The sequence below is a fragment of the Roseateles sp. So40a genome (genome assembly GCF_048081605.1).
GTDB lineage: Bacteria > Pseudomonadota > Gammaproteobacteria > Burkholderiales > Burkholderiaceae_C > Roseateles.
In genome coordinates this window covers 4,405,047-4,426,608 of record NZ_CP182288.1, presented here as the reverse complement: position 1 = coordinate 4,426,608, position 21,562 = coordinate 4,405,047, and the positions used below count along the sequence as shown (strand labels likewise).

The window sequence follows — 21,562 nt, the reverse complement described above, 5'->3', positions numbered from 1 at the left end:
GTGACTTTCGTCCCCTGATGTCGCGCGAAAGAGCCTCGCTGTCCTCACCCGGGCGTCACCACCGACACCTCGCGCAGCAGGTCGGACACGGCCACGGGCTTGGCCAGATGGCCGTCGAATCCCGCTGCGAGCGCGTTCGTCCGGTCTTCCGCCGAGCCGTATCCAGTGACCGCCAGCATCAGCTCGGGCCGGTGCACCGAAGGCGCGGCCCGCGCGACGTCGTAGCCGCTCATGCCCGGCAGCCCGATGTCGCAGATCAGCACCTGCGGCCGCGTGCGACGCAAGGCCTCCACCGCGGCAGGTCCGCTGTGGACGACGTGCACCCGGTAACCATGCCCCTCCAGGATCATGCGCAGGGCCTCCGCGGCATCGACGTTGTCCTCGGCGATCAGCACGTCCTTGGTCGCCCGCTTCCCGGCCAGGCCGGCCCCGAGGTCGCGTGGGCTCTCGGGGGCATGCTCGGCGGGAAGCTCCAGCGTGAACTCGCTGCCGCGGCCCGGACCGTCGGAGTGCACCGACACGGTGCCTCCGTGCATCGTCACCAGCCCCTTGACCAGCGCCAGCCCCAATCCCAGCCCGCCCCGCGATCGCTCCAGCGAGCGGTCCGCCTGCACGAACGCGTCGAAGAGCAGCGGCAACATCTGCGGTTCGATGCCGTCGCCATCGTCCTTGACGCGCCAGATCACCTTGCCGTCCTGCGCGCTGACGCTCACCTGGATGTCGTGACCGGGCGGGGAGAACTTGATGGCGTTGTCGATGAGGTTGTCGAGGACCTGCCGCAGCCGCGTCTCATCCCCGGACACCCAGGCCGAGCAGCTGCAATCACAGCTGATCAGGATCTCCTTGGCCTGCGCCGCGATCGCATGGGCGGCCAGCATGTCCTGGGTCAGCGCGCACAGGTCGACCCGCGTCTTGTTCAGCCGGATCATGCCGCGCGTCAGGCGCGACACGTCCAGCAGCTGGTCGATGATCCGGCCCATGTGCTCGACCTGACGGTCCACCAGCTGCGCCAGATGCGCCTGACGGTCGGCGGCCAGACCCTGGCGCTGCAGCAGGTGCGCCGCGTAACGGATCGGCGTGAGCGGATTGCGCAGCTCATGCGCCAGCATGGCCAGGAACTGATCCTTGCGCTCGGCCTGCTCGCGTTGCTGGTCGAGCAGATCGCGCACCTCGAGCTGACGGCGCCGCGCGCGCAGCGCCGAGGCCACCGTGGACAGCAGCGCGTCCTGCGTCATGGGCCGCTGGATGATGGAGACGTTTCCCAGTTCATGCACGGCGCGCAGCGGCATGCGGTCCGACTCGGCGCTCGCGACGATGAGGACGGGCAGGTCCGACCACGCCGGTTGCGCCTTCACGCTGGAGCCCAGCCGGCGCAGCAGCGTGCGTGTCAGACGCTCCTGCGCGATGAGCAGGGACCCCGCGGCCGGGGTGAGCTCGGCGAGCAACTGCGACTCGTCCGCGCAGCGCTTGCAGGAGAAGCCGCCCCCCGTCAGCGCCCGGTCGGCCAGCTCGGCATCGCGCGGCGCGGCCAGGATGAGCACATCGGTCGACGCCGCGTCCAGCACGCGCCCCTTCGCCATCCCGGGGCGCGCCGTCATCCCGCCATCCGCGGCTTGCTCGGCACGATCGCTCATGCCTGCTCCTTCGCGTCCGCAGCCTCCCGTGTCTCAGGCAGCCCGGACAACACCCCATGGAAGTCCTTCAGCGTCCGGCCGATCAGGACACCCGGCGGCGCGATCCGCATCTCCCGGATCGTCGCGTCATGCGGTCCCACGCGACGCTTGACCACCGATGCGGCTCGGCGGATCTCGCCGTCGCTTTCGAAGTAGCGCATGAGGATGGCCACGTCGGCAAGGTAGGTGACGTCCAGCGGCGTCGCGGACTCCCCGACGACCCCTTGCTGGTTCAGCGTCAGCAGGGTCGCGACGCCGCGGTTGGAGAGGTAGCTCAGCAGCTCATGCATGTGCATGGCCAGGTGTTTCTCGTCGGGCATGGCGGTGAGATAGCCGTTGAGCGAGTCGATCACCACGATCGACACGCCGTCCTCCTCGACCGTGCGCCTGATCAGATGGGCGAACTCGCCCGGGGAGAACTCGGCGGGATCGATCTGACGCAGGCCGATGAGGCCGCGATCGATGTGATCGCGGGTCGCCATCTCGAGCGCGTCCGCGCGGGACAGGAAGGCCCGCCGCGTCTCGTCGAACAGGAACACGGCGGACCGCGCGCCGTGACGGGCCGACTCGTTCAGGAACTGCATGCACAGCGTGCTCTTGCCGATGCCGGAGGGGCCGGTGACGAGCAGGCTGGCCCCCAGGTCCATGCCGCCGCCCATCATCTGGTCCAGGGCCTCGTTGCCGCTGCTCACCCGGCCGACCACATCGGGCACGTCGTGCTCGTTGGCGACCAGGCGCGGATAGATGACGAGGCCGCCGGTCTCGATGGCCAGGTCGTGATAGCCCTCGCGCACCGGCACGCCTCGCATCTTGTGCACCTGCAGGCGCCGGCGCTGCTTGCCGTAATCCGGCGAGTGCTGGTACAGCGTGATGATGCCGTGGACGACCCCCTCGCCCGCGGTGTCGGAGCCGACCTCGATGCCGGACTCCTGGATCAGCAGCACCGTCGCGCCGAGCTGCGAGAAGTGCTCGCGCAGCCGCAGCAGCTGGCGCCGGAAACGCAGCGGGTCCCGGGCCAGCAGCTTGACATCGGAGAACGGGTCGAAAACGACCCGCTGGGGGCGGATCGATTCGGTGACGCGCAGGATGCGCCCGACGACATCGTTGAGCTCCACATCGCTGGGAGAGAAGAACGAGTAATCCCCTTCTGCCTCGGCCTCCACGTCAGCCAGGTTCACGATGTCAACGCCCGTCAGGTCCCAGCGGTGGGAGCGCGCGGTCGCGATGAGCTGGGACTCGGTTTCCGCCAGCGTGCACCAGAGCACGCGCTCCCCGTTGCGCAGCCCCTCCAGCAGGAACTGCAGTCCCAGCGTCGTCTTCCCGGCGCCCGAGGAACCCTCGAGGAGGTAGAGGTGCCCGGCGGGAAGCCCGCCCCGCAATACGTCGTCCAGGCCGCTCGCGCCGGTGCTGATCTGGACAAGGGGATCCTGGGGAAGCTGGGCCATGCGTCATCTCGCCATGTTGATGGCGCGGCTACGGCAAGCCGGGGGCCCATGTCGCGTCTCCTGCCGCTCGCCGAGCGATGACGCGGTGTTGTCTGGCGCGGGAGATCGGCGTCGTCCGACACGGCCGATCCAGGTGGCCCATGCGCGCGGCTCCTGCGGAGTGCCTACAGTCGCCACACCGTCCCTTCGACGCTTCGACGCTTCTGCGCAACCCATGACCCCCACCGCTCAACGGCTCGTCAAGGGCGGCGTCGTCGCCGCGATCCTGGCGCTGGCCGCGTACTGGTACTGGTCGCCGTGGCTGGCGATCCATCAGATGCGATCCGCCGCGCGGGCCGGCGATGCCGATGCCTTCAGCGAACGCGTCGATTACCCGCGCCTGCGCGAGAGCCTCAAGGTCCAGCTCGCCGCCGCGGCCGATGCGCGCCTGGGCCAGTCCTCCGAATCGGGCAGCGACATCGCCCGGGCCGGCGCGGCCTTCGGCTCGCTGCTCGCGACTGCGCTGGTGGACCGCATGGTTGATGCGCTAGTGCGGCCCGAGTCCGTCATGCGCGTCATGCAGGAAGGCAAGCTGATGCCCGCGCGATCGGGCCGCTCACGTGATCGCAGCGAAGCGCCCTCCGACCCCGAGGGCCGGAGCGATGGCAACGCGCCCGGCGAGAAACACGACCCCATCTGGAGCACCGAGCACCAGGGCGTGAACACCTTCGTGCTCTACGCGCGCCGGGCCGGTCAGACCGAGGACCGCCGCACGGCGCTCGTCTTCGCGCGCCACGGCTTCGCGTCCTGGCAGCTCACCGAGATCCGTTTGCCGGCGCTTTGAGCGCCGCGGCCGCCCGCAGCTTGTCCTTCTTGCTCGGCCGCTTGCCCTTGATGCCGCCGTTGGGATCGAGTCCGCCGTTGGTGGGGTCCGCAGCGGACGGCGCATCGGCGAGCGAGTCGGCGGATGCGTTCTTGGGCTCGAAACCCTCGATGCGCTCGCGCGGCACGCGCCGGCCCTGACGGTTCTCGATCAGGCGGAAGTGCGCCTCGGTGTCCGCGCTGATGAAGCTCACCGCGATGCCGTCCGCGCCCGCGCGCGCCGTCCGGCCGATGCGATGCGTGTAATCGGCCGCCGCGCGCGGCAGGTCGTAGTTCACCACCACCGGCAGCTGCGCGATGTCGATGCCGCGCGCGCCGAGGTCGGTCGCGATCAGCACCCGGATCCGGCCCGCCTTGAAGTCCTGCAGCGTGCGCATGCGCGCACCCTGGCTCGCATCGCCGTGGAAGGCCGCCGCCTCCAGGCCCGCGCGGCGCAGCTTGTCGGCCACGTGATCGCAGGCGTAGCGCGTCGCCACGAAGACCAGCACCCGCGACCATTCGCCGCGCTCGATCATGTGACGCAGCAGCGGCGTGCGCTTGGCCGCGTCGACCTCCACCGCGTGCTCCTCGATGCGCGCCTGCGAGCTCGGCTCATGCGCGAGCTCGACACGGATCGGATCGCGCAGCAGCTGCGCGGTCAGCGCCTGCACCGCGTCGGGGAAGGTCGCGGAGAACAGCAGGTTCTGACGCTTCTTCGGAAGCAGCGCCAGCACGCGGTCCAGTTCCTCGGCGAAGCCCGCATCCAGCAGCCGGTCGGCTTCGTCGAGCACCAGGCAGTCGACCTCGCCGAGCTTGAGCGCGTTCTGCGCCACGATGTCCAGCAGCCGGCCCGGCGTCGCGACGACGACGTCCGCGCCGCCGCGCAGCGCCATCATCTGCGGATTGATCGACACGCCGCCATACAGCACGCTGAGCTTGATCGGGTCGTCGAGGTGGCGGCCGATCTCACGGAAGGTCTCGCCGACCTGCACCGCGAGCTCGCGCGTGGGCACCAGCACCAGCACATGCGTGCGGCGAAGCGCCGGCCGGCCAGCCGCGTCCATGCGCTGCAGCACCGGGAACGCGAACGCCACCGTCTTGCCCGACCCCGTGGCGGCCGAACCGAGCACGTCGCGCCCGGTCAGCACCGCGGGAATCGCGGCGGCCTGGATGGGCGTGGGGGCGTCGAAGCCCAGCGCCTCGGCCGCGCGCAGCAGCGGGGAGGACAGCCCCAGGGTCGCGAACTCGCTCACAGCAGCCTCGCCTTCACGGACTTGCCCTTGACCTTGCCCGCGTTCAGGCCGCGCAGCGCGTCCTTGGCGATCGCGCTGTCCACGGCGACATAGGTCGAGAAGTCGTTGACGTTGATCTTGCCGATCTTCGTGCCCTCGATGCCGAGGTCCTTGGTCAGCGCGCCCAGCACGTCGCCCGGACGGATCTTCTCCTTGCGGCCGCCCAGGATCTGGATCGTCGTCATCGGCGGCGTCAGCGTCTTGCCATCGGCGGCCGGGGTCAGCTCCGACAGCGGATGCCAGGCGCTGGCGCCGCCCTGCAGCACGTCGATGCGCCCCACGCGGCCCATTTCATCGAGGCTCGCGAGGCTGAAGGCCCAGCCTTCCTCGTCGGCGCGGCCGGTGCGGCCGACGCGGTGCACGTGGACCTCGGGATCGGGCGTGATGTCGACGTTGATGACGGCCTCGAGTTGCGCGATGTCCAGGCCGCGCGCGGCGACGTCGGTGGCCACGAGTACGCTGCAGCTGCGGTTGGCGAAACGCACCAGCACCTGGTCGCGGTCACGCTGGTCGAGGTCGCCATGCAGTTCCAGCGCGACGATGCCCTGCGACTGCAGCACCGCGACGAGGTCGCGGCATTGCTGCTTGGTGTTGCAGAACGCGAGCGTGCTGGCCGGGCGGAAGTGGTTGAGCAGCAGGCCCACGGCATGCAGCCGCTCGCTCTCGGTGACCTCGTAGAAGCGCTGGCGGATCTTCGTGGCGGCGTGGCGCTCGGTCAGCGTGATCTCCTGCGGATCGCGCATGAACTTGCCGGCCATCGACGCGACGCCGTCCGGATAGGTCGCGGAGAACAGCAGCGTCTGGCGCGCCTTCGGGCAATGCGCGACGACCTGCGCGATGTCCTCGGCGAAGCCCATGTCGAGCATGCGGTCGGCCTCGTCGAGCACCAGCGTGTTCAGCGCCTCGAGCGACAGCGTCTCGCGCTGCAGGTGGTCGAGGATGCGGCCCGGCGTGCCGACGATGATGTGCGCGCCGTGCGCCAGGCTGGCGAGCTGATTGCGGATCGGGACACCGCCGCACAGCGTCAGCGTCTTGATGTTGTCCTCGGCGCGGGCGAGCCGGCGGATCTCCTGCGTGACCTGGTCGGCGAGCTCACGCGTGGGGCACAGCACCAGCGCCTGCACGGCGAAGCGGCGCGGATTCAGGTTGGCCAGCAGCGGCAGCGTGAAGGCGGCGGTCTTGCCGCTGCCGGTCTTGGCCTGCGCGATCAGGTCGCGGCCGGCCAGCGTCAGCGGCAGGCTGGCGGCCTGGATCGGGGTCATCGACAGGTAGCCCAGCTGCTGCAGCGTGGCCAGCATCGTCGGGGGCAGCGGGAGGCTGTCGAAGGCGGCGTTGGCGCCGGAAGCGGCGGCTGGCGCGGGTGCGCGGGCGCCGGAAGGGTCGTTGCGGGTCATGCGCGATTGTCCGTGCAAATGGCCCGGAAACGCGCCCGGGGGCTCAAGGCTCGTGGCGATCCGTGTTGAGGCGGTCACGCTCGTAGCGTCTGGCCACGGGGAATTCGGGCAGCCAGGCCTCGCGCCGCACGGTCCAGAGCTCGTAGGTCGGCCGCAGCTGATCCGGGGCGTCGAGGGCGCCGAGGCTGACCTCGATCTCGTCGCCGGAGCGCGAGAAGACCGAGGAGCCGCAGCGCGGGCAGAAGTGCCGGCCGCGGTACTCGTGGGTCAGGCCGGTGATGGCGACGGCGTCCTCGGGGAAGATGCCCGAGGCATGGAAGAGCGCGCCGTGATGCTTGCGGCAGTCCAGGCAGTGGCAGACGCCGGCGCGGTAGGGCAGGCCGGTGGCGACCAGCCGCACGTCGCCGCAGAGGCAACTGGCAGTGAAGCGGGACATGACGGGGCTCCAGGGCGCTCCGCAGAGCGATGGGGCTGAATCTATCAGCCCGCGCCTTCCGAGGCGCTGCCCGAGGCGGCCTCCGGCAGCTTCGCCACGACCTTGATCTCGAAATCGAAGCCGTAGAGCCAGGTCACGCCGATGCCGGTGAGCGTCGGATGCGGTGCCTCGCCCCAGTACTCGCCGACGATGGGCCAGATGCGTTCGAACTTCTGGTCCGGATCGACGATCAGCACCGTCACGTCGATGACGTCGTCGAAGCTGCAGCCGGCGGCCGCGAGGATCGCATTGAGGTTGTCAAAGGCGAGGCGCACCTGCGCCTCCAGCTCGGGTTCCGGCGAGCCGTCAGGGCGGCTGCCCACCTGACCGGAGACGAAGAGCAGGCCATTGGCGCGGATCGCCGGCGAGTAGCGGTTGCGCTCGTACAGCGCCTGACGGCCGGGAGGGAAAACGACATCGCGTGCGGTCATGGGAAGTTCCTGTTTGAAGTCTGAAGACGCCTCGAGGGAAACGAGGAGGCGATGCAGGGACTTTAGGAATCGCGCGGACATCGATAAACAGGCAGGTCGCACAATGACTGTTTGGGGATCCCAAACAATCAGGACCGCTCGATGGACAGATTCGATGCATTGCAGGCCTTCGCCCGCGTGGTGGAGGCCGGCAGCTTCACCAAGGCCGCGCAGACGCTGCACCTGAGCAAGACGACCGTGACGCAGCTGGTGCAACAGCTCGAGGCGCGGCTGCGCGTGAAGCTGCTGCATCGCACGACGCGGCAGGTCCGCGTGACGCCCGATGGCGCCGCGTATTACGAGCGCGTCGTGCGCGTGCTGTCGGAGCTCGACGATGCCGACACCGCGTTGTCGGACGCGAGCGCCTCACCGCGCGGCCGGCTGCGCGTGGACGTGCCGAGTCCCTTCGCGCGGCTGATCCTCATGCCCGCGCTGCCCGAGTTCCACACGCGGTATCCCGAGATCCAGCTCGACATGGGCGTCAGCGACCGCATCGTCGATGTGATCGGCGACCGCGTGGACGCGGTGCTGCGAGGCGGTGAGGTCACGGTGTCGGCGCTGGTCGCGCGACGCATCGGGGACCTGCCGTTGGGCGTCTACGCGGCGCCGTCGTATCTCCAGGCGGCCGGCACGCCGTCGCATCCGCGCGAGATCGAGGACGAGCGCCACCGCATCGTCGGTTTCCTGCGCTCCAGCGTGGGCCGCGTTGCGTCGATCGAGATGCGACGCGGTGACGAGACCGTCGACGTGCGCGGGCGTTACGCGGTGGCCGTCGACGATGGCAACGCCTATCTCGCGGCGGGGCTCGCCGGGATGGGCGTGCTCTGGCTGCCGCGCTACATGGCCGATGCGCACGCGGCGCGCGGCGAGCTCGTCGCGCTGCTCGAGGACTGGGCGCTCGATCCGATGCCGATGTACGTGGCCTATCCGCCCCATCGACACGTCAGCGCGAAGCTGCGTGTCTTCATTGAGTGGGTGGAGTCGCTCATGGCGCGGCATGCGCCGGGGACGAGCCCGGCGGGCGCTCCGCCACCGCCACGACCCACTCTCCAACGACCTGCTCCAGCACCGTGAGCGGCACGTCGCCGGTCAGCAGCACGGTGTTGTGGAACTGCTTGATGTCGAAGCGGTCGCCGAGCTGTTGACGCGCTTGCTCGCGCAGGGCCTCGATGCGCAGCCGGCCTAGCATGTAGGCGCAGGCCTGGCCGGGCCAGGTCACGTAGCGGTCGACCTCCTGCGGCGTGATGCCGTAGTCGATGGCCTGCTGGCGGGTCCACTTCATCGCGTGCAGGCCGGTGTCGACCACGAGCCGTCGAGCGCGGAAGAGCGCGCCGTAGAGCTGACCGAGGTGGCCCACCGGATCGCCTTCGTACCAGCCGTTCTCGACGGCGAGCTGCTCGGCGTACAGCGCCCAGCCCTCGACATAGGCCGAGCCCGCGGAGAAGACCTGGCGGCGGCGGAAGTAGGGCAGCTCCTTGGCTTCCATCTGGATCGCGAGCTGGAAGTGGTGGCCCGGGATCGCCTCGTGATGGACCAGCGTGCGCATGTCCGCGATCTCGTAGGTCGGGCCGCCGAGCGGCGCCCAGAACACGCCTGGCTGCGTGCCGTCGGGGGCGGGCGTCGTGTAGTGCGCGGACGCGGTGGGTTCGGTGAGCGCGGGTTCGCGCCGGACCTCGACGGCGGCCTGCGGCACGATGTCGAAGAGCTTGCGCGCGCGCTGCTGCGCGTCGCGCAGGTAGTCGGTGTAGCGCGCCAGCAGCTGCGCCTGGGGCGCGGCCTCCTTGGGCTGGCGGTCCGCGTCCATCGCGCGGAAGCGCTGCTCGATGTTGCCGTCGGTGTAGCCGAGGTGGCGCAGCAGGCCGTCCATCTCCGACTCGATGCGCGCCACCTGCTGCAAGCCGATCGCGTGGATCTCGGCCGGCGACAACGTGGTCGTCGTGTTGCCGCGCAGGCGCAGCGCGTAGAGCTTGTCGCCATCGGGCAGGCGCCACAGGCCCGCGTCGTCGGTGGTCAGCGGCAGCTGCGCGCGCAGCAGCGTCAGACCGCGACGCCAGGCCGGCACGACGGACTTGGCGACGATGGCCTCGGCCTGACGCCGCGCGCGGTGCTGCGCGGCGGGCGTCATGTCGGGGAGGGCGGCCATGCGCGCGGCGAGCGTGCTCACGAGCGGGTTGTCCGCGGGCTTGGCGGCGATGAACTGCTCGATCTGTCCGATCGATGTGGCGGTGATGAAGCGCGGCATCAACACGCCCTTGGCCTGCGCGGCACGGGCGCGGGCGATGCCCTGGTCCATCAGCGCGGCGAGGCCCGCCATGCGTTGCAGGAAGCTGCGTACATCGCGAGCGTCGCGCAGCGGGTGTTCCTGGACCAGGAAGGTGATCGGGCCGACATGCACGCCGTCCATGTGCTCGAAGACGTAGCCGTGGTCGATGAACGGGGCATCGTCGACGTCCTGCTGCAGGGCCCAGGCGATGAGCGAGGCCGAGGCGCGTTGCGAGGGTGAGAGGGCGTCGCGCGGGAAACGTGCGAGCTCGGCGAGGGCCCGGCGATCGCGGGCCATGGCCGCGAGCTCATGCTCGCGCGAGAGCGAGTCCCATTGCCCATCGAGCCGATCCTGGATCGGGCGCTCGAAGTACTGCATGGCGGTGGCGTGCTGGGGCTGCTCGCGCATGCGATCGGCGGCGAGGCGGGCGGCCCAGGTGTCGAAGTCGGCGGCGGTGCGCGCGCTCGATGCATCGGCCTTGGCGATGGCGGTCGCGGCGGACCAGGCGGGCGTGGCGGCGAGGAGGGGTGCCAGGCTGGCCGCGAGCACGGAACGGCGCCGCAAGGCCGGCGCCGCGAAAGTCTTCGTCATGGGTTCTCCCTGGTCGACAACGCGCCGATTGGAACGGGCAGCGAGGGGCGTGGCTATTCGTCACTCCCCGGTTGACGGCAACACGTTGTCACTCGGCCATCTTGCATGGCCTTTCGCAGGCCACTAGACTGCGCCTCTCGAAGATCTACCTGGGCGGAGTGTGAAGGGTAGAGCCACCTGAATCTCAGGTTCCAGCTGGACTGGTCGTTCGCGTCTCACGCGATAGAGAACCCCGCATGCGGCGGCCCCTTCGGGGGCCGTCTGTCTTTGTGCTCATCCGGAAATGCGTCGGCGCAAAGAGGTGAGCTTGAGGAGGTTCAGGAATGCGATGCGGCGACGGAGCCGGAAGCGCTCCTGCGATGAGGCATCCACCGAGTACGCAGATTGAATCTGCATGAGCAGACGGCCTTTGCGCTTGGTGTCACGGACGACTTCAAAAAACATGACGTAATGTTGTCGGCCCTCGCCGTCGTCGCAGCCTTCCGGCCGTTTGATCGACACGAAATTCTGCGGGTTGTCGCGAGCGATTTGAATCGAACGTTGGCGCAATTCGCGGACCAACGCGGGTAGATGGCGTTTCGACAACTCGTACCTGCGCTCGCAGAGGACACGAAGCTCGCGACCATCGTCAAAAAGTTCGTCCACTGGGATTGATGACTTAGGGCGGCCATCGCGCGAAACGGAGCGCGTGAAGCAATGACTTGAGAAGAGAACCACGACGGTCACTTCGAAGCCGAGTCCTGGATCAACGCGGAATGCGAACGGATCGAGATGTGAGAGATCCCATGGCTTTCCGCATCGCACCACGTTCTTGAAACGGTGGTGGGGGCGAACAACCTCCTGGTGGTCAGCCATAGGGACCTCGAAGAGATCGTCCGCGAGGCCCTGAAGATGGGGCCCGCGTTCGGCGGAGACGTTGCACATGACGGCGAACCCTCGTGCGTGATCGGGTCGTCATGCTTTCTCTCAAGGTGTCGGCGCAGTTTGCGCTGAATCAAGCGAGTTGGAAGTTGGCCTCGCATGGCATTCCGCGTGGCGTGTTTGCAACCTTCGATCAGTACTCGACCGTGTTCTGCTCACTGTGCCAAGTCAATCACCTACCGGGTGCTGCTAGGCGGCATGCGGGGAAGGCTTGGTACTAAGGATCTCGATGGTGGGGCCGCATAGACTCCCTCTCCTGAAGATCTACACGCAGTGGGGTGAGATAGGTAGTGCCGCCCGAGTGATCGGGTCCCAGCTGGAATGGGAGTTCGCGTTCAACGCGATAGAGAACCCCGCAACGCGGCGGCCCCTTCGGGGGCCGTCTGTCTTTCTGGCGTGACTCGACCTCGCGGTGCCGCCACCCCTCACACGAACTGCGCCGCCGCGTGCGCGGAAGCCCACGCCCACTGGAAGTTGAAACCACCGAGGTGGCCCGTCACGTCCAGCACCTCGCCGATGAAGTACAGCCCCGGCGACTTCAGCGATTCCATCGTCTTGGACGACACCTCCTTGGTGTCCACGCCGCCCAGCGTCACCTCGGCCGTCCGATAGCCCTCGGTCCCCGCCGGCACCACCTGCCACGCCGACAGCCGCTCGGCGATCTGCTCCAGCTCCGCGTGCGTGTACTGCTTGATCGGCTTGGAAACGAACCACTGCTCGCCGATCAGCGTCGCCATCTTCTTCGTGAACAGCTCCGCCAGCAGCGTCTTGAGCTCCGCGTTGGGCCGGTCGTTGCGCTGGCGCGCGAGCCATTCCGGCACGTTCAGATCCGGCAGCAGGTTGATCTCCACCGCCTGCCCCGGCAGCCAGTACGACGAGATCTGCAGGATCGCGGGGCCGCTCAGCCCGCGGTGCGTGAACAGGATGTTCTCGCGGAAGCTCTTGCCGTTGCAGCTCACCAGGCAGTCCACCGAGGTGCCGCTCAGCTCATTGCACAGGTCCTTCAACTGGTCCGTGATCGTGAACGGCACCAGCCCCGCGCGCGTGGGCAACAGGTGGTGGCCGAACTGCTTCGCGACCTGATAACCGAACCCCGTCGCGCCCATCGTCGGGATCGACAAGCCGCCCGTGGCGATCACCAGCGACTGGCAACGCATCGCGCCGGCGGACGTCGCGAGCACGTAGCCCGCGTCCGTCTTCTCGATCGTCTGCACCGAGGTGTCGAGCTCCGGCTTGACGCCGGCGGCCTCGCACTCGTTGAGCAGCATGCGCAGGATGTCGATGGACTTGTTGTCGCAGAACAGCTGACCGAGCTTCTTCTCGTGGTGCGGGATCTGATGCTTGTTGACCAGCGCGATGAAGTCCCACTGCGTGTAGCGGGCCAGCGCCGACTTGCAGAAGTGCGGGTTCTGCGAGAGGAAGTTGGCCGGCTCGGTGTACAGGTTGGTGAAGTTGCAGTTGCCGCCACCCGACATCAGGATCTTCTTGCCGGCCTTGTTGGCGTGGTCGATGAGCCGCACGCTGCGCCCGCGCTGCGCGGCCATGAAGGCGCACATCAGCCCGGCGGCGCCCGCGCCAATGATCACGACATCGGTGTCCGCCACATCCTGCACAACTGCTTCCCTTCGTCCATTGAATCGATGCCCGGCGGCGCGCGAACTGCGCATCGCTGCGGGCGCGGGAGCTTACCGCATGCGCCCGATCGGGCCTGGGCGGGGCTTCGCCGATACTCCCGGCGCCATCGAATTCGCCGATCAACCATGCGACTGCTTCTCGCCGCCCTTCTTGCCCTGACGGGCACGCCCGCCCATGCCGCGGAGGCGTCGGACGACGTCCTGACTTTCGTGCTGCTTCGCGAGCCCAAGCTGCCCGACGCCAAGACGGTGAAAGCGCGCCTGGAGCAGCGTCTGCGAGCGCGCGTGAAGGGGCAGATGACGGTGACGGAGGTCGAGCCCGAGGCGAAGGCAGCGTCCAAAGCCGCACCAGCGTCCTCGGAGCCCGAGGTCATGCTGTTCCGCGTGGCGGGCGGGACCGCCATGGTCGGCGTGCTGGACCGGCCGCTGCCGGACGGGCAGGTCGACGATCTCTGCGCGGCGGCCTGGTTCTGGAAGACCGCGTGCGCTGACGCTGCCCAGCATCGCGCGCAACTCATCGTGAGCTTGCTCGGCACGAAGCTGGATCGGCTCGATCGCGCCTTGCTGTTGACCGACCTGACGGCGGCGCTGCTCGATGGCAACGACAACGCGATCGCCAGCTACTGGATGTCGGCGCTGCGCCCTCGCGACATGTTCGTCAAGGCCAGTTCGCGCGCCAGCCGCGACCTGCCACCGGTCTGGCTGTGGGTGGACTTCCGCATCTCGGGCGGACCGCAGGGCGTGTCGATGTCCACCGAGGGGATGAACGTCTATGACCTGCGCGAGCTCGAGGCCAAGGATGTGAAACGCCCGGCGTCGGAGGTCTTGTCGCTGATCACCGGCACGGCCACCTATCTGGTCTCGAAGGGACCGGTCATCAAGGACGGCGACACCATCGGCGACTCGCCGTCGCTGGGCATCGTGGTGCGCCACGACAAGTCCTACTGGCGCGATGGCCAGGACGTCTATCGGGTGGTGTGGACGAAGTGAGGACGCAGTGAAGCCGGCTCGGGTTGCCGGATCTCGTCCGGCTCGTTAGACTCGCGCCCACTTTTCTGACTGCTGCTGCAGGAAAGGCTCCCAGCCACGGCGTTTCGCCGGCGGCTGCCCCTTTTCGCCTGGACCCACCAGGCCTCGGAGGCCTCCCGGCCCCGGAGTGCACAGCACCATGTCCCACTTCCATCGACTCCAGCGCGCCTTCGCTCGCGCGCGCATCGACCTGCGTCTCGAGGACGGCATCTACACCGTCCGCAACGAACGCGCCCAAGCCACCATCCTGCTGCCGGCCTCGCTGCCGCTGGAGGAAAAGGCGGTTCGCCAACTGCTGGACTTCGCCTCGGTGAAGACGCCCGACGGCGACGACGCTGTCTGCGCCGCCTGCGCGACGCCGGACTTCCACCCCGGCACGATCGCGCCGGTCGGCGCCGTCGTGGCCACGCCCGCGGACGTCGTGATCCCGGCAGCCATCGGCACCGACATCAACTGCGGCATGCGCCTGATCACGACCGGCCTGTCGCTGGCGCAGGTCGCGCCCCACCAGACCGCGCTGATCGCGCGATTGAAGGCGGCCCTGCTGAAGAACGCCCGCAACGTGCCCACGCCCACGCAGGCCTTCCAGGCGCTCTTCGACGCAGGGCCGCTCGCCTTCATCGACCGGCTCGCGCCCGAGGGCCTGTGGGCCGGCGTCGACCGGGACCGGCTCGCTGCCGAGGTGGCGCGCTGCGTGGGCCTCGACAGCCTCGATGGGCACTCGCGCCACGCGCCGCATGCCTACGTCGATGGCCGTGAACGCTATCGCGATCCCTGCCTCGGCACGCCGGGCGGCGGCAACCACTTCGTTGAACTGCAGGTCGTCGAGCGCGTGCTCGATCGACACGCGGCCTATGCGCATGGACTGCGTGTCGGCGATGTCGTCGTCATGATCCACAGCGGCTCGCGCGACATGGGCTTCCATGTCGGCGCGCGCTGGATGGACCGCGCCCGCGAGGCCTGGCCGGCCGGCGTGCGCCACCCGGAGAGCCGGCTGTATGCGCTCACCGGGCCGCTTGCGGGCGAGTACCTCGAGGCCATGGGCGTCGCGGCCCGCTACGCCTGGGCCAATCGGGTGGTGCTGGCGGAGATGGTGCGTCGCGAGTTCGCGCTGTGCTTCGGCGCCGACGACACACATCTGGTCGTGGACGTGCCGCACAACGTCGTGCTGCGCGAGCACGGCCTGAACATCCATCGCAAGGGATCAACGCCCGCCCACGAAGGACAGCTCGCGCTGATTCCGGGATCGATGGGCGACGGCTCGTATGTCGCGCTTGGTCGCGGGCATCCCGATTGGCTGTGGTCCTGCAGCCATGGCGCGGGTCGCCGCGTGCGACGACAGGAGACGCGCCGGCTGCAACCGGTCGATCGCGAGGGCGCCGACTGGCACTGCGTGACGCTGCGCGAGGAACGCCGCATCGAGGAGGCCCCCGAGGCCTACAAGCCGATCGGACCGGTGATCGAGGCCCAGACCGAGGCCGGGCTCATCGACGCGGTCGTGAAGCTCCGGCCGTGGGTGACCTTCAAGGCTTGATCGGCCGCGGCGGCTCGGGTGGTGAGAGCACCCCTGGCCGTCGCCATGCCGAATCTGAATAGCAGCTAGTCCGGGCCATAACTAGGACGACGGGGCGCTCGTGTCCACAATCCGCCGCAGTCGACGCCGGCTCGGCCGCGCCATGCGGCGTTGCGACCCTCGAGGCTGAAGGCAGAAGGACCCCCATGATCATCGACGTCCACGGACACTACACGACGGCCCCCGCGGCGCTGGGCGCCTGGCGCGACCTGCAGATCGCGGCCCTCAACGACCCGGCCCGCGCGCCGAGCGCGAGCTCGCTCAAGATCTCCGACGACGAGCTGCGCGAGTCCATCGAGACCAACCAGCTCCGCAAGATGAAGGAGCGCGGCTCCGACCTCACCATCTTCAGCCCGCGCGCCAGCTTCATGGCGCATCACATCGGCGACTTCCAGACCTCATCGACCTGGGCCGCGATCTGCAATGAGCTCTGCGCCCGCGTGGCCGAGCTCTTCCCCGAGCACTTCGTCGGCGCGGCGATGCTCCCGCAAAGCCCCGGCGTCGACCCCGCGAGCTGCATCCCCGAGCTCGAGAAGTGCGTCAAGGACTACGGCTTCGTCGGCATCAACCTCAACCCCGATCCCTCCGGCGGTCACTGGACCAGCCCGCCGCTGACCGATCGCCACTGGTACCCGCTGTACGAGAAGATGGTCGAGCTGGACATCCCCGCGATGATCCACGTCAGCACCAGCTGCAACGCGTGTTTCCACACGACCGGCGCGCATTACCTGAACGCCGACACCACCGCCTTCATGCAGTGCCTGACCGGTGATCTGTTCAAGGACTTCCCCACGCTGAAGTTCCTGATCCCGCATGGCGGCGGCGCGGTGCCGTATCACTGGGGACGCTTCCGCGGCCTGGCGCAGGAGCTCAAGAAGCCGCTGCTGGACGAGCACCTGCTCAACAACGTGTTCTTCGACACCTGCGTCTATCACCAGCCCGGCATCGACCTGCTGGCCCAGGTGATCCCGGTGAGGAACGTGCTCTTCGCGTCGGAGATGATCGGCGCGGTGCGCGGCATCGATCCCGAGACCGGGCATTACTTCGACGACACCAGGCGCTACATCGAGGCCACGCCGCACCTGGACGAGGCCGAGCGCCAACTGGTGTACGAGGGCAACGCGCGGCGGGTGTTTCCTCGCCTGGACGCGCGCCTGAAGGCGCAGGGACGCTGACGGGAGCCGCCGCTGCTGCGACACTCCCGGGCATGTTTCCTGCTGCTTGCCCGGGATGAGCGCCAGCCCCGACCCCCAACCCACGACCGCGACGCCGCCAGCCGTCGAGCCGCTCGCTGACCTCGCGATCCGCTCGCACACGCTGTTCGAGGACGCCCAGGCGATCTTCACCGGCACGCTGTTCGTGTCGCTCGCGCTGATCCTGTTCGCGCAGGTCGGGCTGCTCACCGGCGGCACGGCGGGCGCGGCCTTCGTGCTGCACTACGCCACCGGCATCAGCCTGGGCAAGCTGTTCTTCCTGATCAACCTGCCGTTCTACTGGTTCGCCTGGACCCGCATGGGCCGCGAGTTCACGATCAAGACCTTCATCTCGATCGCGCTGCTGTCGGTGTTGACCGAGTTCTCACCGAAGCTCTTCGCCATCGACCGCATCCATCCGGCCTACGCGGCCGTGCTGGGCGGCGCGCTGCTGGGCTCGGGCTGCCTGTTCCTGGCGCGGCACCGGGCCAGCCTGGGCGGCGCGACCATCGTCTCGCTCTACCTGCAGAAGGCCAAGGGCTGGCGCGCCGGCAAGGTGCAGATGGGCATGGACTGCGCCATCGTGCTGCTCGCGCTCACCGTCGTGGAGCCGCAGCGCGTGGCGTACTCGGTGCTCGCGGCCGTCGTGATGAATCTCTTCATCGCGGTCAACCACAAGCCCGGCCGCTACGCCGTGCTGTGACGCCGCTCGGCGCGCTCAGCGCCGGACCAGCCACGCGTTGACCAGGATCAGCGCGCCGATGCCGAGCCAGAACTCCCACCACGTGCGGTCGCGCGACTTGATGCGCAGCAGCAGGTGAATGACGCCGGCGTAGAAGATCAGCGGTGCCTTCAGCGCGAGGGCGATGCCGCCCATCACCGCGAACTGCTTCACGTACAGCATCCAGGGTCGTGAGTCGCCGGTCGCGTGCCGCGCGGCCTCGGGTGTGCCGACGCCACCGCCCGAGGCGTAGGCGGCGCGCCGGGCCTCGTACTCGGCCTGGCGCTGCGCTTGCGCGGCCCGGCGTTGATCGGCGCGATTGAGCGTCGGTGGCTTGTCGCCGCGGCGTTCGGCGCGCTCGGCGTTGATGCGGGCCTGACGGGCCGCCTTGATCTGGCCGGCGGTCTGCTGCAGCTCGGGCAGCGGGCGCTCGGCGGGCAACCACCACGCGCCGCGCGCGAGCGCGGGGGTCTCACCGGCCGCGGACTTCTGACGGAACAGCGCGCCGAACGCGGAGCGGCGCTTCGTCGATCCACCGGGCAGCGCCAGCGCCTGCTGCAGCAGCGGCGCGCCTTGCTGGCGATCCACCATGGCGACGAAACGGCCGTAGCCGACGAGCACCTCGCGCGTGGCCGGCTGGCCGTGCCAGGTGGCCGCCTCCAGGCCCTCGCGCGAGGCCTTGTGCAGCGCGGCACGCAGCTTGCGGCGTTCCTCGCGCGACACCGACGGCTTGTCATTGACGACGACCCCGGTGACCTCTTGCCGCGCCCCGGCTCGCATCACGCGCTGCTTGTCGGGATGCGGCGTGAAGCCCTCGTCCTTCAACACGTGCCGCGCCTGGCGCAGCAGCGTGCCGACCTTGCCGGCGGCTTCGCCCGAGGCGGAGAAGGTCAGGTCATCCGCGTAGCGCGTGTACACGAATCCGAGCTTGTCCGCGAGCCCCTGCAGCCGGCGGTCCATCTTGCGGCACAGCACGTTGGTCAGCATCGGGCTGGTCGGCGCGCCCTGGGGCAGCACGCGGTCGCGTCCCTTGCCGCCGACGAAGAAGCGCTCGCCGTCGACCTCAAGCTCATCGCACGGGTTCTCGCTGCACAGCAGCGCGAGCATCGTGGCGACGCGCTCGTCGTAGCCCAGGCCCCGGAACACGCCCTTGATGCGCGGGAAGCCGATGGTCGGGAAGAAGTCCTGGATGTCCAGGTTGATCACGACGTCCTGCCCGGTGTGCGGCGTGGCATTGCTGACGATGCCGCGGCCGGGCAGGAAACCATGTGCGGCGCCGTGACAGGGCACCTTGGCCAGCACCTGGTCCAGCACCCAGTACTGCGCGCGCTTGAGCCGCGGCATCGGCGCGGAGATCGTGCGGTGGCCGCCGGTCTTCTTGGGCAGCAGGAAGCGGCGGTAGTGCGTGGTCCGCGCGACCTCGCGGTGGAAGCACAGGAACTTGAGCTCGGGCAGCGTCAGGCCCATCGCGCGGGCCAGGTCCAGCGGCTCGGCGAGCGCGGGCAGGCCCTCGGCCAGCGGACGCGCGGGCGCACCGGTGGCGGGCGGACGCAGGCCGCCGGAGACGCCGTCGCCCAGATAACCAGCATCGGTCTTGCGCGCATCGTGCCAGCGCAGCGCGCGTTCATGGCGTCGTTGCTCGCGGGCCTGCGCCGTCGCCTCGCGCTTCGCGCGCGATTGCGCCAGGCGCTCCTCGCGCATGCGCTTGAGCGCGGCTTCGGGATCGCTGTGGGCGCGCAGGTCCTGCTGGACCTGATCGAGCGCCTTCATCAGCTCGACCTCGCGCTGGATCAGCGCGGCCTCGATCGCGGGTTCGCCCTGGCCGGCGGGCCAGAAGCCCAGGCGTTGCATTTCCTCGAGGATGAACGCGTCCTTGGACGACGCACGGATGCGCTCGATGATCTCGGCGCGGGTGGGCACGCGGTCGCTCATGCGGCGCCTCCGGGGTGGCGCGGCGAGACCGCAGCGAAGAACGGGAAGCTCAGCGGGCAACTGAGCGGGGAGCTCAGCCGGGAGCTCCGCAGGAAGAAGGGGAGTGCAGCGCGCTTCTCGTCGAAGAGCCTGAAAGGCTTGAGGGACGGGCGATGTCCACTCGACGCCGCGCGGCCTACCGTCGCACGATTCGCTTCAGGGAAGCCAAATCGGAATCTGCGACGGTAGGCCTGCGCGGCACAGTGAAGACGGCGCCCGTGACGCATGGAACGGCAGGTGGCAAGGACGGCGAAACACCGTCCGGGTTGCAAGAGCCTGCGCGCTGCACTCGAAATCAGTTTAACCACAACCCGCGTCATGCCGCCTCCGGATCAATGCCAGGGACGCTCGCGGTGCCAGGTGTTGCACCGCTGCTCGTGCTCGCGGTGACAGGCGGGGACCACGCCGCCAGCCGCGGTTGCGCGAGCTGGCGCAGCGCGAGCAGATGCGCGCAGGGCCCGCGGCGAAGCCGGTTCTGGCGGTGGAAGTTGCAATCGCACTGACCGTCGATCAGCTGGTGATCGGCGTTCAGGATCAGGCGCGGCTGGAGCTGCACGTCCTTGCCGCCGGTCTTGACCTGGGCCGTGCCATCGACGACAAGCCGCGTGCCTTGCTCGGTGATGTCGCGCAGCTTGACGCGCTTGTCGTGGATCAGCGCCAGCGCCGCGGATTCCTCGGGACTCGCGAAGCGCAGCGTGTCCAGTGGCAGCGGCTCACGCGAGAGCTCGCGCCACGCATACCGGCCCGAAGGCAGATCGAAGACCGCGCGTCCCGCCTGGACCCAGAGTCCCAATGCCGCGTCGACGTCGGAGCGTGGCAGCTGCGTGCGCGCGGCGAGCTCGCTCGACGAGCCCATCCATTGCGCCTGCAGCGCGTCGGCGACCGCCAGCGTCGTGGCCTCGCTGACGTCCTGGCGCGGCTGCAGCAGATTGAACCGGCCGGCGTCGGACCAGTCATTGGCGCTCCAGCCCGACAGGCCCAGCGTGACGGTGATGTCGCCCAGCTCGATGACCCAGAAGCTGGGCAGGCCCGTGCCGAGCAGGTGCACGCGCACGCGGGTGGCCAGCGCGATCAGGCGCTCCAGCGTCAGCAGGCGGCGCCGTCCCCAGACGCGGATCGTCTGCGGCGCGGTCAAGGGCGCGCCGACGATCGCGCTGCGCCGCGCGGTGAAGGCCAGGTTCCAGGGCTCGAGCACCAGGCGCGCGGGACCGTCCGGCAAAAGCTCGAAACGCAGCGAGCGAGGACCGGCGCGTTCCTTGCGCTGGCGCAGCGCGGCGCACAGGTTGTGCAGGTCCATCGGATGCAGATCGACGACGGTGGCCGGCAGCGTCATCGCGCTGGAGACCTGCAGGAAGCCGCGCACCCAGCTGTCGGGCAGGTCGATCTTCTCCTCGCGCCATTCGGGGTCATCGCCGGTGCCGACGGTGAAGCCGGCGGTGTCCAGCTGCAGCCGCGTCGTCTTGTAGTCGCGGATCTTCTGGAACTCCTCGTACAGGCTGGCCGAGTAGTCGATGTTGGTCGTGCCGCAGGCCATTGCGCCGGTGCGGTCGAAGACGTCGTGCCGCACGCTGACGGCGCAGTAGGTCGATTCGTCCTGGCTGAAGGCCTCGAACAGCAGCCGCTCCGGATGCACGGTGATCACCGGATCCAGCACGTACCAGGCGTCGCGGTGGTTCCAGTACAGCCACTTGAAGTAGGCCTGCTGCGCCTTGTAGAAGGGCGCGAGCAGTTCCAGCTTGCGCGAGCGCAGCGACTTCAGCTCGGTGTTGATGCCCTCGGCGTCGGCCTTCAGCGTCTCGCTGCGCGACATGAAACGCGCGAGCAGCGACTGCTCGTTCTCCGCGAGCCATTGGCGGTAGGCGGACTTGTCGCGGCCGCGATAGCGCTGGTCGCTGACGACCACCGCGTGCAGCGCGGACAGGGCCTCGCGGAACGCGAGGTGCGCATGCGAGTCGCGCCGCAAGGCCGCGTCGAAGGCGGTGGGTGGCCGCAGCGCGTCGGCGGCGAAGTGGAAGGACTGCGACGCCGCGGTGTCGTCGACGCTGGTGCTGCCGTGGTACTTGTAGCGGAACTGCAT

Annotated in this window: 17 protein-coding genes; 6 read left to right on the top strand and 11 right to left on the bottom strand. The window is 69.0% G+C overall.

The genetic code is table 11. From position 1 onward, the window contains the following. Window positions 1-44 precede the first annotated feature (44 nt). Both ACNI65_RS20055 and ACNI65_RS20050 read right to left on the bottom strand, forming a co-directional pair. Window positions 45-1,634: an ATP-binding protein gene (locus ACNI65_RS20055; RefSeq protein ID WP_416758930.1), complete on the bottom strand. Its 1,590-nt coding sequence runs from the start codon at window positions 1,632-1,634 to the stop codon at window positions 45-47. After that, window positions 1,631-3,118 carry an ATPase domain-containing protein gene (locus ACNI65_RS20050; RefSeq protein WP_416758928.1) on the bottom strand — a complete coding sequence of 496 codons (1,488 nt, stop codon included), beginning with the start codon at window positions 3,116-3,118 and terminating at the stop codon, window positions 1,631-1,633. The genes ACNI65_RS20055 and ACNI65_RS20050 overlap by 4 nt, the downstream gene beginning before the upstream one ends. 214 nt (window positions 3,119-3,332) lie before the next feature. Here ACNI65_RS20050 and ACNI65_RS20045 point away from each other — a divergent pair, with 214 nt between their 5' ends. Then, a complete protein-coding gene (locus ACNI65_RS20045; protein WP_416758926.1) occupies window positions 3,333-3,941 on the top strand; it encodes a DUF2939 domain-containing protein in 609 nt (202 codons plus the stop codon). On the opposite strand, the gene ACNI65_RS20040 is transcribed toward ACNI65_RS20045, so the two are convergent. The 4 genes from ACNI65_RS20040 to ACNI65_RS20025 form a co-directional block, all read right to left on the bottom strand. Continuing rightward, a complete protein-coding gene (locus ACNI65_RS20040) occupies window positions 3,913-5,211 on the bottom strand; it encodes a DEAD/DEAH box helicase (RefSeq protein ID WP_416758925.1) in 1,299 nt (432 codons plus the stop codon). The two genes, ACNI65_RS20045 and ACNI65_RS20040, sit on opposite strands and share 29 nt — an antisense overlap. Beyond that, window positions 5,208-6,548 carry an ATP-dependent RNA helicase DbpA gene (gene dbpA, locus ACNI65_RS20035; protein ID WP_416763662.1) on the bottom strand — a complete coding sequence of 447 codons (1,341 nt, stop codon included), beginning with the start codon at window positions 6,546-6,548 and terminating at the stop codon, window positions 5,208-5,210. Before dbpA ends, ACNI65_RS20040 begins: the two co-directional genes overlap by 4 nt. A gap of 139 nt (window positions 6,549-6,687) precedes the next feature. Beyond that, window positions 6,688-7,080, bottom strand: a complete 393-nt coding sequence (locus ACNI65_RS20030; RefSeq protein WP_416758923.1) for a GFA family protein — start codon at window positions 7,078-7,080, stop codon at window positions 6,688-6,690. 44 nt (window positions 7,081-7,124) lie between these two features. Then, window positions 7,125-7,550: a RidA family protein gene (locus ACNI65_RS20025; protein WP_416758922.1), complete on the bottom strand. Its 426-nt coding sequence runs from the start codon at window positions 7,548-7,550 to the stop codon at window positions 7,125-7,127. Window positions 7,551-7,691: 141 nt separating this feature from the next. Here ACNI65_RS20025 and ACNI65_RS20020 point away from each other — a divergent pair, with 141 nt between their 5' ends. Continuing rightward, a complete protein-coding gene (locus tag ACNI65_RS20020; protein WP_416758921.1) occupies window positions 7,692-8,663 on the top strand; it encodes a LysR substrate-binding domain-containing protein in 972 nt (323 codons plus the stop codon). Here the strand turns inward: ACNI65_RS20020 and ACNI65_RS20015 are convergent. From ACNI65_RS20015 to ACNI65_RS20005, 3 genes are all read right to left on the bottom strand, one after another. Then, complete coding sequence (locus ACNI65_RS20015; RefSeq protein WP_416758919.1) at window positions 8,575-10,443, bottom strand: DUF885 domain-containing protein; 1,869 nt, start codon at window positions 10,441-10,443, stop codon at window positions 8,575-8,577. The two genes, ACNI65_RS20020 and ACNI65_RS20015, sit on opposite strands and share 89 nt — an antisense overlap. Before the next feature lie 273 nt (window positions 10,444-10,716). Next, window positions 10,717-11,367 carry a hypothetical protein gene (locus ACNI65_RS20010; RefSeq protein WP_416758917.1) on the bottom strand — a complete coding sequence of 217 codons (651 nt, stop codon included), beginning with the start codon at window positions 11,365-11,367 and terminating at the stop codon, window positions 10,717-10,719. A 422-nt stretch (window positions 11,368-11,789) separates the two neighbouring features. Then, window positions 11,790-12,968 carry an NAD(P)/FAD-dependent oxidoreductase gene (locus ACNI65_RS20005; RefSeq protein ID WP_416763661.1) on the bottom strand — a complete coding sequence of 393 codons (1,179 nt, stop codon included), beginning with the start codon at window positions 12,966-12,968 and terminating at the stop codon, window positions 11,790-11,792. A 156-nt stretch (window positions 12,969-13,124) separates the two neighbouring features. Here ACNI65_RS20005 and ACNI65_RS20000 point away from each other — a divergent pair, with 156 nt between their 5' ends. The 4 genes from ACNI65_RS20000 (at window position 13,125) to ACNI65_RS19985 (ending at window position 17,496) form a co-directional block, all read left to right on the top strand. Beyond that, a complete protein-coding gene (locus ACNI65_RS20000) occupies window positions 13,125-13,988 on the top strand; it encodes a DUF4261 domain-containing protein (RefSeq protein ID WP_416758916.1) in 864 nt (287 codons plus the stop codon). Window positions 13,989-14,166: 178 nt separating this feature from the next. Further along, window positions 14,167-15,561, top strand: a complete 1,395-nt coding sequence (locus ACNI65_RS19995) for an RtcB family protein (protein ID WP_416758915.1) — start codon at window positions 14,167-14,169, stop codon at window positions 15,559-15,561. Between the two features lie 185 nt (window positions 15,562-15,746). Beyond that, window positions 15,747-16,775 (top strand): amidohydrolase family protein, encoded by a 1,029-nt coding sequence (locus ACNI65_RS19990; RefSeq protein ID WP_416758914.1) that lies wholly within the window; start codon window positions 15,747-15,749, stop codon window positions 16,773-16,775. 55 nt (window positions 16,776-16,830) lie between these two features. Further along, window positions 16,831-17,496, top strand: a complete 666-nt coding sequence (locus ACNI65_RS19985) for a YitT family protein (RefSeq protein ID WP_416758913.1) — start codon at window positions 16,831-16,833, stop codon at window positions 17,494-17,496. A gap of 15 nt (window positions 17,497-17,511) precedes the next feature. Here the strand turns inward: ACNI65_RS19985 and ACNI65_RS19980 are convergent, their stop codons facing one another. Together ACNI65_RS19980 and ACNI65_RS19975 are read right to left on the bottom strand one after the other, a co-directional pair. After that, window positions 17,512-19,446: a reverse transcriptase family protein gene (locus ACNI65_RS19980; RefSeq protein WP_416758911.1), complete on the bottom strand. Its 1,935-nt coding sequence runs from the start codon at window positions 19,444-19,446 to the stop codon at window positions 17,512-17,514. 355 nt (window positions 19,447-19,801) lie between these two features. After that, window positions 19,802-21,562, bottom strand: a complete 1,761-nt coding sequence (locus ACNI65_RS19975) for an SWIM zinc finger family protein (RefSeq protein ID WP_416758910.1) — start codon at window positions 21,560-21,562, stop codon at window positions 19,802-19,804.

What these genes read in the sequence shown, in the direction of transcription:
- ACNI65_RS20055 (WP_416758930.1), bottom strand. Translation starts at nt 1,634, where the DNA reads ATGAGCGATCGTGCCGAGCAAGCCGCGGATGGCGGGATGACGGCGCGC.
- ACNI65_RS20050 (WP_416758928.1), bottom strand. Translation starts at nt 3,118, where the DNA reads ATGGCCCAGCTTCCCCAGGATCCCCTTGTCCAGATCAGCACCGGCGCG.
- ACNI65_RS20045 (WP_416758926.1), top strand. Translation starts at nt 3,333, where the DNA reads ATGACCCCCACCGCTCAACGGCTCGTCAAGGGCGGCGTCGTCGCCGCG.
- dbpA (WP_416763662.1), bottom strand. Translation starts at nt 6,548, where the DNA reads ATGCTGGCCACGCTGCAGCAGCTGGGCTACCTGTCGATGACCCCGATC.
- ACNI65_RS20030 (WP_416758923.1), bottom strand. Translation starts at nt 7,080, where the DNA reads ATGTCCCGCTTCACTGCCAGTTGCCTCTGCGGCGACGTGCGGCTGGTC.
- ACNI65_RS20025 (WP_416758922.1), bottom strand. Translation starts at nt 7,550, where the DNA reads ATGACCGCACGCGATGTCGTTTTCCCTCCCGGCCGTCAGGCGCTGTAC.
- ACNI65_RS20020 (WP_416758921.1), top strand. Translation starts at nt 7,692, where the DNA reads ATGGACAGATTCGATGCATTGCAGGCCTTCGCCCGCGTGGTGGAGGCC.
- ACNI65_RS20015 (WP_416758919.1), bottom strand. Translation starts at nt 10,443, where the DNA reads ATGACGAAGACTTTCGCGGCGCCGGCCTTGCGGCGCCGTTCCGTGCTC.
- ACNI65_RS20010 (WP_416758917.1), bottom strand. Translation starts at nt 11,367, where the DNA reads ATGTGCAACGTCTCCGCCGAACGCGGGCCCCATCTTCAGGGCCTCGCG.
- ACNI65_RS20000 (WP_416758916.1), top strand. Translation starts at nt 13,125, where the DNA reads ATGCGACTGCTTCTCGCCGCCCTTCTTGCCCTGACGGGCACGCCCGCC.
- ACNI65_RS19995 (WP_416758915.1), top strand. Translation starts at nt 14,167, where the DNA reads ATGTCCCACTTCCATCGACTCCAGCGCGCCTTCGCTCGCGCGCGCATC.
- ACNI65_RS19990 (WP_416758914.1), top strand. Translation starts at nt 15,747, where the DNA reads ATGATCATCGACGTCCACGGACACTACACGACGGCCCCCGCGGCGCTG.
- ACNI65_RS19985 (WP_416758913.1), top strand. Translation starts at nt 16,831, where the DNA reads ATGAGCGCCAGCCCCGACCCCCAACCCACGACCGCGACGCCGCCAGCC.
- ACNI65_RS19980 (WP_416758911.1), bottom strand. Translation starts at nt 19,446, where the DNA reads ATGAGCGACCGCGTGCCCACCCGCGCCGAGATCATCGAGCGCATCCGT.
- ACNI65_RS19975 (WP_416758910.1), bottom strand. Translation starts at nt 21,562, where the DNA reads ATGCAGTTCCGCTACAAGTACCACGGCAGCACCAGCGTCGACGACACC.